Below are 10,524 nucleotides of genomic sequence, written 5' to 3'. Positions count from 1 at the left end.
CGGAGACGCCGCCCGGCGAGGGGGCTGCCACGCCGGGGGCGTTGGCGCCGTCGTGGCCCGTGGTGGCGGTCGCGGTGGCGGCCGCGGCACCCGGGGCGGCTCCGGCGGCGGCGAGGACCAGGGCGGCCTTCTTGGCAGTGTTCATGGGAAGTCTTCCTCCTGCTGGATATTCAGCGGGCTCCTGCTGGATATTCAGCGGGCCGCGCGGGTTCGGTCAGCGGTCTCAGTGGTTGAGGCACACATTGCCGAAGGCCGGGTTCAGGAGCCCGATCACGGAAACGGTGTTGCCACAGAGGTTCACCGGGATGTGCACCGGCACCTGGACGACGTTGCCGGAGACGACGCCCGGCGAGTGAGCGGCGCCGCCGTTCGCGGTCGCGCCGCCGTGGGCCGAGGCGACTCCGGCGCCCGCGGCGACGAGTCCGCCGACTGCCATGGCGACCGCGGTGACCTTCTGCAGGTTCTTCACTTCTGAATCCTCCTAGCTGCTGCCGCGGCCAGCCGCCGCGGCACGCCATGGAGAACGGGCAGCCGGGCAGGAGGATGCGCCGAGGACGCCATGACTACACGACAGAATGAATAACGCACCGGAACCTGACGCTCCGCCCAGCCAGCGGAACCAGTTATTCCGCACCCGCGCCCCCGCGATCCCGCGCTCTCAGGCCCCGATCCCGTGCCGTACCGCCCAGAGCGCGGCCTGTGTGCGGTCGGAGAGGTCCAGTTTCATCAGGATGTTCGAGACGTGGGTCTTGACGGTCTTCTCGGACAGCACCAGCGCGCGGGCGATCTCCCGGTTGGAGCGGCCGTCCGCGATCAGCGTGAGCACGTCCCGCTCCCGCTCGGTCAGCGCGTTGCCGCGCCCGTGGCCGCCGTTGCCCGACTCCTGGGACAACAGGGCGCCGGCCACCTCGGGTTGCAGCAGGACGTGCCCGGCGTGCACCGACCGGATGGCGTCGGCGAGCGCCTCGGGGTCCACGTCCTTGTAGACGTAGCCGGAGGCGCCCGCGCGCAGCGCCGGGATGACGGTGCGCTGCTCGGTGAAGCTCGTGACGATCAGCACCCGGGCCGGGTTGGCGAGTTCGCGGAGCTTGCGGAGCGCGGCGATGCCGTCGACGCCCGGCATCTTGATGTCCATCAGGACGACGTCGGGGCGCAACTCCTCGGCGCGGGCGACCCCTTCGTCGCCGTCCGATGCCTCGCCGACGACGTGGATGTCCTCCTGCACTTCGAGGAACGTGCGCAGACCCCGGCGGACGACCTGGTGGTCATCCACCAGCAGCACCCGAATCGTGCGTTCCGGATCAGCCACCGGGCACCTCCATCTCGATCACGGTTCCCTTGTCAGGAGCCGATTCCACGGTCAGTGCGCCGCCCACGCCGCCGGCCCGGTCGCGCATCGACACCAGGCCCAGGTGCCGGCCGGCCCGCCGGACCGCCGAGGGGTCGAAGCCGCAGCCGTCGTCGCCGACCCGCAGCACCGCGCCGTTGCCGTTCCGGACCAGGGTGACGTCCACCCGCGCGGCCCCGGAGTGCCGCAGAGCGTTGTGCAGCGCTTCCTGGGCCACCCGCAGCACCGCTTCCTCCTGGGCGGCGGGCAGCGCCCGTACCCGCTCGGCCTCGAAGGTCACCCGCGCAGCGTGCGCGCGGTCGAGCACCTGGATCTGCGTGCGCAGGGTCGCGACCAGGCCGTCCTCGTCGAGGCCGGCAGGCCGCAGCTCGATCACGGCGGAGCGCAGTTCCTCGGCGGCCTCCGCGGCGAGCGCGGCGACCTGTTGCAGCTCGCTCTTGGCGCGGGCCGGGTCGCGGTCGACGAGGGCGGTCGCGGCCTGCGCGGTGAGGCGCAGCGAGAAGAGTTTCTGCGAGACCGCGTCGTGCAGTTCGTGGGCGAGCCTGGCCCGCTCCCCGGCGATGGTCAGCTCGCGGCTGCGCTCGTAGAGGCGGGCGTTGGTCAGCGCGATGGCCGCGTGCTGGGCGAGGATGCGCAGCAGGTCCTCGTCCTCGGCGGTGAAGCCGCAGCCGCCCTGCGGCTTGGCGCAGCGCTTGTTGGCGAGGAAGAGGGCGCCGAGCACCTCGTCGCCGTCGGCCACCGGCAGGCCGAGGAAGTCGGACATCTCGGGGTGGGTGGCGGGCCAGCCGCCGAAGCGGGGGTCCTCGCGGACGTCGGCCAGCCGCTGCGGGGTGGCCTCGTGCAGCATCGCGGCGAGGATGCCGTGCTGGCGGGGCAGCGGGCCGATGGCCTTCCACTGCTCGTCGCTGACGCCGTCCACCACGAACTGGGCGAACCCGCCGTGGTCGTCGGGGACGCCGAGGGCCGCGTATTCGGCATCGAGGAGTTCGCGGGCGGACGCGACGATCGTTTTGAGGACATCGCGCACTTCGAGGTGCCTGCTCATCGCGAGCAGGGCCTCGCTGACCGCGGCGAGTCCGGTTCGGGGAACCATGCGTTCACGGTACCGGCGGGCTCCGGCCCGCGTATCGGGCCGATGGCCGCCGCCGCTTACGCCGCAGGTCCTAGGGCGAAGTGCGGTGCCTTGTTGCGGCCCGCGCACGAGGCGCCGGCGGCGGGCGCGTTCCTACCGTGGGCCGTGAGTCGCCGCGGTGGGCACGGAGCCGACAGGGGACGGCGGCCACCGGAGTACAAGGGGATGGATCTCGATGTCGGTAGCGATCATCACCGGAGCGTCCAAGGGCCTGGGCTGCGCGCCGGCGGCGGCTCTGGCGGAACGCGGCTGGGACCTGGTGCTCGACGCCCGGTCCGCCGCGCCGCTCGGAGCCGCGGCGAAGTCACTGCGGGAGACGGGCGCCCGGGTGGTGGACCTGCCGGGGGACGTCACCGACGCCGGGCACCGGGCGGCGCTGGTCGGGGCCGCCGGGCGGCTCGGCGGGCTGGATCTGCTGGTGAACAACGCGAGCGCGCTGGGCGCCGAGCCGCTGGTACGGCTGGCCGAGCAGCCCCTCGACGGGCTGCGGTCGGCGCTGGAGACCAATGTGGTGGCTCCGCTGGGCCTGGTGCAGGAGGCGCTGCCGCTGCTGCGCGGCGCGGCGTGGTGGTGCGCTTCTCGACCCGGGCTGCCGACGGGTATCCGCCGGCGGGCGGCCGTAGCCCGCTGCCGGCGGGCGGGGGCGGCCGGTGGGCGGTGGAGCTGCGGCTGCCGGACGGGCGGGGCAGCACCGGGCCGTGGCGGGGGCGGGCGGCGGGCGCTGTGGTCCGGCTGCCGGACGGCGGGCTGCTGGTGCTGGAGGAGCCGCTGAGCCCGTCCGGCGAGCGGCTGTGGTGGGCGCGGCTCGCGGGCACGGCGGCGGGGCCGCTGCTGCGCCGGTACGGCCGTCCCATCCGGTACGGGTATACGGACCGGGACCAGCCGCTGGCCGCGTACCAGACGGTTTTCGCGACACCCTCGGCCGACGGCGACGGGTCGGCGGAGATGCCGAGCGCGGCCCGGCCGTTCACCGCGCCGCTGGTCGCGGAGCTGGTCAGCCGGGGGGTGCAGTTCGCTCCGATCACGCTGCACACGGGGGTCGCGTCGGCCGAGGCGCACGAGCCGCCGTACCCGGAGCGGTTCGCGGTGCCCGTGTCGTCGGCCTGGCTGGTGAACGCGGCGCGGGCCGGCGGGGGCCGGATTCTGGCGGTCGGGACGACGGCGGTGCGGGCCCTGGAGACGGCGGCCGGCCCCGGCGGAGTGGTGCGGCCGGACGCGGGCTGGACGGATCTGGTGGTCACTCCGGAGCGCGGGGTGCGGGCTGTGGACGGCCTGCTGACCGGGCTGCACGAGCCCGAGGCGTCCCATCTGCTGATGCTGGAGGCGGTGGCGGGCCGTGAGCTGCTGTGCCGGAGCTACGCGGCGGCCGTGGAGCGGCGCTATCTGTGGCACGAGTTCGGCGATGTGCATCTCATCCTGCCGGACTGAGCACCAGACTCCTCTATATGTCCATACCAATGCAGACCTGGACCCCCACCCACGGCGACCCCTACCGCCCGGTCCCCTACCACCCCGCCCGGATGCCCGCCCAGGAGTCCCTGACGCGGGCCGCGGAGCTGCGTGAGCGGATGGACGGGCGCAGGACCGTACGGCGGTTCTCCACGGACCCGGTGCCGGAGCGGGTGGTGAAGGACGCCATCGCCTGCGCCGCCACCGCTCCGTCCGGGGCGCATCAGCAGCCGTGGACGTTCGTGCTGGTGAAGGACCCCGCGGTACGGCAGCGGATCAGGGAGGCGGCGGAAGCGGAGGAGCGCCGCTCGTACGCGGGGCGGCTCGGCGAGGAGTGGCTGGCGGCGCTGCGGCCACTGGGCACGGACGAGGTGAAGCCGCATCTGACGGACGCGCCGTATCTGATCGTCGTCTTCCAGCAGCGCTACTGGCTCGGCCCGGACGGGACGAAGCGCAAGCACTACTACGTGGACGAGTCGGTCGGCATCGCGGTGGGGATGCTGATGTCCGCGCTGCATCTGTCGGGGCTCGCGGCGCTGGTGCACACGCCGAGCCCGATGCGTTTTCTGTCGGAGGTGCTGGAGCGGCCGAAGAACGAGAAGGCGTTCGCGGTGCTGCCGGTGGGCTACCCAGCGGAGGACTGCGAAGTACCTGATCTCGTTCGCAAATCACTGGATCAGGTACTGGTGGAGTTCTGACGCTGCTCCGACGCTGACACTGCATGCCGAGACGCTCACGCCGGGTGACATCGAGGGTCGCCCGGTGTGAGCCCGCGCATAGGACGCACGTCACCTACGGCCTCGTCTAGTTGGCCCGTCGACACCCTGTGTGCCCGTGCGGGAACCCCCTGGACGCACTCCGCCACCACCCGGTTCCACGAAGCCAGGTAGTAGTTCACACCTTTGCTATGGCATTTTCTGACCGCTAACAATGGCCCAGTCGCTCGGCGCCGCGGACCCATCCCGGCGTATTACGCCGGTCCGGCCACGCGACACAAGCGATTGGAAGAGGTCAGCTCCGCTATGCCTATACCCACATTTTCCGGCCATAACCGGCTGAACAAGACCCACAAGATTTCCATGGCCGGCATCGCCGCCCTGGGCGCTGCGGCTCTGGCCTTCTCGGTCGTGCCCGGCAACTCCGACTCCGAGTCCGGAACGCAGTCGATCTCGGCCAAGCCGGTCGCGTTCACCTCGGCCGGCGCGGGTCAGGCGCAGCACGACAGCATCGTCAAGCAGTCCGACGTCGCCGGCAAGCAGGCGAAGGTCGACGCGGACGCGAAGAAGAAGGCCGACGCCGAGAAGGCGAAGCACGAGGCCGAGGCCAAGAAGAAGGCCGACGCCGCGCGTGCCGACAAGGCGCGGGCCGACCAGCAGGCCAAGGCGAAGGCGAAGGCGGACCGCGACCGCAAGGCCGCCGCGAGCCGTTCGGCCGAGCGCGCGCCGGTGGCCACCTCGTACGCGAACAACCTGGACGGCTGGATAAAGGAGTCGTTGTCCATCATGAAGGCCAAGGGCATTCCGGGCAGCTACGACGGCATCCACCGCAACATCATGCGCGAGTCCGGCGGCAACCCGAACGCCGTGAACAACACCGACTCGAACGCCGTGGCGGGCACGCCGTCCAAGGGCCTGCTGCAGACCATCCAGCCGACCTTCGACGCGTTCCACGTGGAGGGCACGGCCAACAGCATGACCGACCCGGTCGCCAACATCACCGCCGCGTGCAACTACGCGGCCAAGACCTACGGCTCGATCGACAACGTCGACTCGGCCTACTGAGCCGCGGCGGCGTGATACTGCCGCTGCCGTGTGAACGCGAAGGGCGGCGGCACCTCTGTGGGGGTGCCGCCGCCCTTCGCCGTGTCCGGGCCTTCGCCGTGCCTGGGCCTTCGCCGTGTCCGGGTCGGCCTGCTCGGGGCCCGGCGCTACTTGCGCATGACCTCGGGCTCGTGGCGGCGCAGCAGCCGCGCCACCAGGACGCCGCAGAGCACGCCGATGGCGATCAACACGAACATGTTGATGCCCCACTGGGTGGCCGTGTGCTCCCACAGCGGATCGAGATCGCCGGGGTGCTTCGGGTCCCACGGGGCCATCACGTGCGAGAGGTCCAGCGAGGCGCCCGCCGCGCCGATCGCCCAGCGCGAGGGCATCAGCCAGGCGAACTGCTCGATGCCGATCGCGCCGAAGATCTGGAACAGCACGCCGGTGAAGACGACCTGCACGATGGCGAACATGACCAGCAGCGGCATGGTCTTCTCCGAGGTCTTCACCAGGGAGGAGATGACCAGGCCGAACATCATCGAGGTGAAGCCGAGCGCGATGATGACCAGGCACACCTCGGTGGCGACCATGCTGCCCAGGACGACGCCCTCGGCGGGCAGCTCACGGGTCGAGAAGCCGATCGCGCAGATGATGACGCCCTGCAGGGCGGTGATCACGCCGAGCACGATCACCTTGGACATCAGGTACGCCGAGCGGGACAGGCCGGTGGCGCGCTCCCGCTCGTAGATCACCCGTTCCTTGATCAGCTCACGGACCGAGTTGGCGGCGCCCGAGAAGCAGATGCCGACCGCGAGGATCAGCATGATCGTGCCCGAGTCCTGGTTGAACTGCGCCTTGCTGCCGGGCGGCGGCGCGGCCAGTCCGAACTCCGCCGGGATGACGACGCTCACCGCGCCGAGCACGGCGGGCAGGATCACCATCAGCCCCATGAAGCCCTTGTCGGACGCGATCACCGAGGCGTAGCGGCGGATCAGCGTCCAGAGCTGGGAGCCCCAGCTCTGCGGCTTCGCCGGCCGCGTCATCTGCGGCTGGACGTGCACCGACTGCGGGGCCACCGCGTCGATGTCCGCCGCGTACATCTGGTAGTGCTGCGAGCCGCGCCAGCGGCCGGCCCAGTCGTAGTCGCGGTAGCTCTCGAACGCCTGGAAGACGTCGGCCCAGGTGCTGTAGCCGAAGAAGTTGAGCGCTTCCTCCGGCGGGCCGAAGTAGGCGACCGAGCCGCCCGGCGCCATCACCAGCAGCTTGTCGCAGAGCGCGAGCTCGGCGACGGAGTGGGTGACCACCAGCACGGTACGGCCGTCGTCGGCCAGCCCGCGCAGCAGCTGCATGACGTCGCGGTCCATGCCCGGGTCGAGGCCGGAGGTCGGCTCGTCCAGGAAGATCAGCGACGGCTTGGTGAGCAGCTCCAGCGCGACCGAGACGCGCTTGCGCTGGCCGCCGGAGAGCGAGGTGATCCGCTTCTCCTTGTGGATGTCGAGCTTGAGCTCGCGCAGCACCTCGTCGACCCGGGCGGTGCGCTCGGCCTCCGCGGTGTCACCCGGGAAGCGGAGCTTGGCCGCGTAGCGCAGCGCCTTACGGACCGTGAGCTGTGCGTGCAGGATGTCGTCCTGCGGCACCAGGCCGATGCGCTGGCGCAGCTCGGCGAACTGCTTGTACAGATTGCGGTTGTCGTAGAGGACGTCGCCCTCGTCGGCCGGACGGTAGCCGGTGAGTGCGCGCAGCAGCGTGGACTTGCCGGAGCCGGACGGGCCGATGACGGCGACCAGCGACTTCTCGGGGACGCCGAAGGAGACGTCATTGAGGATGATCTTGCCTTCGCCGACCTTGACCGTGAGGTGCCGGGCCGAGAAGGAGACCTCGCCGGTGTCGACGAACTCTTCGAGCCGGTCGCCGACCAGCCGGAAGGTCGAGTGGCCGACGCCGACGATGTCATGGGGGCCGAGGATCTGCCGCTCGACCGGCTGGCCGTTGACGTAGGTGCCGTTGTGGCTGCCGAGGTCGACGATCTCGTAGCGGCCGTCCGGGGTGGCCCGGAACTCGGAGTGGTGCCGGGAGACCTGGAGGTCGGAGACGACCAGTTCGTTCTCCAGCGCACGGCCGATGCGCATCACCCGGCCGAGGTTCAGCTGGTGGAACGTCGTCGGACTGCGGTCGCCGTAGACGGGCGGCGCGGACGGGTCGGCCGGCTGCTGCTGGTGCTGGCCGGGCACGTGCTGGCCCGGTACGTGCGGCGGCGGTCCCTGCAGCTTCTGCGGCTGCGGGTGCTGCTGCTGAGGCTTTTGCCAGCCTCCCTGCTGCGGTTGCTGGGGCTGTTGGGGCTGTTGGGGCTGCGCCCAGCCGGGACCGCCCTGCTGCGGCGGAGCCTGCTGCTGGTTGTACTGCTGCGCCTGCTGCTGTGCATGCTGCTGCTGCGGAGCCATCGCCCCCTGCGCGTTGTAGGCGTCGGCGCCCGCCGAGCCGGCGGCCCCCGCGGCCCCGGCTGCCATTCCGGCACCGGACAGACTCAGCCGCGGGCCATCGGTCGCGTTGCCCAGATGCACGGCCGAACCAGGGCCGATTTCCATCTGGTGGATCCGCTGGCCCTGCACGTATGTGCCGTTGGTGCTCCCGTGGTCCTCGATGACCCAACTGCGCCCACCCCAGCTCACGGTGGCGTGCCGCCAGGACACCCTGGCGTCCTCCAGCACCATGTCGCCCTGCGGATCGCGCCCCAGGCTGTATGACCGGGACGGGTCAAGCGTCCAGGTTTGTCCGTTCAATTCCAGTACGAGTTCCGGCACTCCATGCCCCACTAATTGTCCCCCGAGTTAGCCCCTGCACAGGGATTCTAGGGATGGCGAACATCGGGGGGAACTATTTCAGGCTCAGCCCCAGAACCGAAAGCCGACCGTGACAAGTCCACGTTACGAGCGCCGTTGACTCAGCCGAAACACCCCCGGAGAGTAGTAACCGCCCACGGATCCGTACGGATCATGCGCGATCCGGGCAACTCGGCATGGATCGGGGGACGCGATGACCGCGAGCGACGGCAAAGGCGTGCGATGGGGGGATGTGCTCCTCACATCGATCTCCGCGGTGAGTTGGGCGTTACTCGCCATGACGGGAGTCGCCGCGCTGGGTCTGCATCTGCTCGGCGCGGACACCGCGGGCTCGTTGGGCCCGATGACGGCGGCCGCGGTGGTGCTCGCGGTGAACGGCTCCGTCAGCCCCTCGGGTGACGTCAGCGCCTTCGGCCTCAAGGGCGCCGAGGCGACCACGGCCATCGATATCGCGCCGCTTGGCGTCGGGCTCGTCGGCGCACTGCTGCTCGGGTGGCTGTTCACGCGCTCGCTGCGCCGGGCGGGCGCGGTGATCAGCGGGGCCGAACTGGCCGCGCGCGCGGGCACGGTGGCCGCGCTCTTCATCGCGCTGCTGGGCGGGCTCGCCTGGGCGGGCCACGACACGGTGGTGCTCGACGGCGATCAGCTCGGCCTCGACAAGATCGGCGGAGGCGGGGGTGGAGGCGGGGATCTGCTCGACAAGCTTCCCGACGGGCTCGGCGACATCGGCGGCGGCCTGCCGGACCGGCTCGCCGACCTGGCGCGGGCGAAGGCCTCGGTCGGCTTCGAGGTGGACACCGCCGCGTCCCTGCTCGGCGGCGCGGCCTGGGTGGCGGCCGTGCTGCTGATCGCGCTGGCCGCCTCCCGGCTCTCCCCGCTGCCCAGCGGCTGGGCGGCGGCGCACCGGGTCGTACGGCCCGCGGCCTCGGCGCTGCGCGTGGTGCTGCTGGTGGCGGTCAGCGCCGGGCTCGCGGCGGCGGCGTACTCGGCGGCCACCGACGACCAGCCCAAGCGGATCGTCGGCGCGGCCCTGCTGGGCGCGCCGAACGGGGTGTGGCTCGGGGTGCCGCTGGGCCTGTTCGCCGACTGGCGCGGCACCGCGACCGGCGAGCTCGCGAAACTGCTGCCCGACCCGATCGACGAACTGCTCGGCGAGAAGGCGAACGAGCCGATCACCGTCGGGCGGCTCGCCGAACACGACGAGCGGGTGTGGCTGCTGCCCGTCGCCGTGGCCCTGATGATGCTGCTGGCCGGGGTGCTGGCCGCGTCCCGCACCCCCCGCGCCGGGCACCGGACCCTCGGGTTCGCCGGGCTGTGCGCGCTGCGGCTCTCCCTGCTGACCGCACTGGCCCTGCCGCTGCTGGTGTGGCTCACGGAGGTGTCGGCCGACGCGAGCCTGTCCCTCTTCGGCTTCGACGCGTTCGGCGCCGGGATAGACCTGCACGGAAGCCTGCCGATGGCGCTCGTGCTGGGCGCGGTGTGGGGCGGCGGGGCCGGGGCGGCGGGCGCGCTGCTGGCCTGCGCGACGGGAGCCGCGGGGCGGCGGGCGGCGCCGCTCGCCCTCGGCGGTGGCGGCAGTGGCGCCGGCGGCCGGCCGGGATATCAGGAGGACCGCAGCTATCCCGACCTCGCCTACCGGCCGGGCCCGTACAACCCCTCCCCGGCCTACCGGCCCACGCACGACGACACCAACCCGTATCTGCGCCCCGACATGGACGGGCCGCAGGACCCGTACGCGGCGCCCGACCCGTACGCGGCGCCGACGGTCGGCGGCCTGCCGCTGCGCCCGCCGCCGGCCAAGCCCCGGCCGCGGCCCCGCCACCGGTACGGCGACTCCCCGGACCCGCCGCCCGAGGGGCCGCCTCCGCCCGGTACGCCACGGGGTCGCTGAGGCGCGGGGTCGCTGAGGCGCTGAGCCTCCGAGGCGCTGAAAGCGGTGGTCAGCGGGTCGGGCCGGACAGTTCCGGCGCGGGCTGTCCGCAACCGCCCGAC

Annotated in this window: 9 protein-coding genes; 5 read left to right on the top strand and 4 right to left on the bottom strand. The window is 72.0% G+C overall.

The genetic code is table 11. From position 1 onward, the window contains the following. Window positions 1-223: 223 nt before the first annotated feature. From QMK28_RS32690 to QMK28_RS32680, 3 genes are all read right to left on the bottom strand, one after another. Window positions 224-469, bottom strand: coding sequence for a chaplin (locus QMK28_RS32690; RefSeq protein WP_326443323.1), 246 nt, complete (start codon window positions 467-469; stop codon window positions 224-226). Between the two features lie 189 nt (window positions 470-658). After that, the gene (locus tag QMK28_RS32685) at window positions 659-1,309 is read right to left on the bottom strand and encodes a response regulator transcription factor (RefSeq protein ID WP_326443322.1); all 651 of its coding nucleotides are present in this window, start codon (window positions 1,307-1,309) and stop codon (window positions 659-661) included. After that, the gene (locus QMK28_RS32680; protein WP_326443321.1) at window positions 1,302-2,441 is read right to left on the bottom strand and encodes a GAF domain-containing sensor histidine kinase; all 1,140 of its coding nucleotides are present in this window, start codon (window positions 2,439-2,441) and stop codon (window positions 1,302-1,304) included. Before QMK28_RS32680 ends, QMK28_RS32685 begins: the two co-directional genes overlap by 8 nt. A gap of 214 nt (window positions 2,442-2,655) precedes the next feature. Here QMK28_RS32680 and QMK28_RS32675 point away from each other — a divergent pair, with 214 nt between their 5' ends. The 4 genes from QMK28_RS32675 to QMK28_RS32660 all read left to right on the top strand — a co-directional run bounded on the left by QMK28_RS32675 (window position 2,656) and on the right by QMK28_RS32660 (window position 5,710). Then, window positions 2,656-3,252: an SDR family NAD(P)-dependent oxidoreductase gene (locus QMK28_RS32675; RefSeq protein ID WP_326443320.1), complete on the top strand. Its 597-nt coding sequence runs from the start codon at window positions 2,656-2,658 to the stop codon at window positions 3,250-3,252. Next, the gene (locus tag QMK28_RS32670; protein ID WP_326443319.1) at window positions 3,204-3,908 is read left to right on the top strand and encodes an S-adenosylmethionine:tRNA ribosyltransferase-isomerase; all 705 of its coding nucleotides are present in this window, start codon (window positions 3,204-3,206) and stop codon (window positions 3,906-3,908) included. Before QMK28_RS32675 ends, QMK28_RS32670 begins: the two co-directional genes overlap by 49 nt. 17 nt (window positions 3,909-3,925) lie before the next feature. Further along, the gene (locus QMK28_RS32665) at window positions 3,926-4,627 is read left to right on the top strand and encodes a nitroreductase family protein (protein WP_326443318.1); all 702 of its coding nucleotides are present in this window, start codon (window positions 3,926-3,928) and stop codon (window positions 4,625-4,627) included. 324 nt (window positions 4,628-4,951) lie between these two features. Then, a complete protein-coding gene (locus QMK28_RS32660) occupies window positions 4,952-5,710 on the top strand; it encodes a transglycosylase SLT domain-containing protein (protein WP_326443317.1) in 759 nt (252 codons plus the stop codon). Between the two features lie 146 nt (window positions 5,711-5,856). Here the strand turns inward: QMK28_RS32660 and QMK28_RS32655 are convergent, their stop codons facing one another. Then, complete coding sequence (locus QMK28_RS32655) at window positions 5,857-8,505, bottom strand: FHA domain-containing protein (protein ID WP_443050901.1); 2,649 nt, start codon at window positions 8,503-8,505, stop codon at window positions 5,857-5,859. 220 nt (window positions 8,506-8,725) lie between these two features. Here QMK28_RS32655 and QMK28_RS32650 point away from each other — a divergent pair, with 220 nt between their 5' ends. Next, on the top strand, window positions 8,726-10,423 hold the full coding sequence (locus QMK28_RS32650) for a streptophobe family protein (protein WP_326443315.1): 1,698 nt from the start codon (window positions 8,726-8,728) through the stop codon (window positions 10,421-10,423). The last annotated feature ends 101 nt before the right edge of the window (window positions 10,424-10,524 follow it).

It is taken from the genome of Streptomyces sp. H27-D2 (genome assembly GCF_035828615.1).
Classification (GTDB): domain Bacteria; phylum Actinomycetota; class Actinomycetes; order Streptomycetales; family Streptomycetaceae; genus Streptomyces.
The sequence above is the reverse complement of the archived record's forward strand: the minus strand, read 5'-3'. Positions and strand labels throughout refer to the sequence as shown.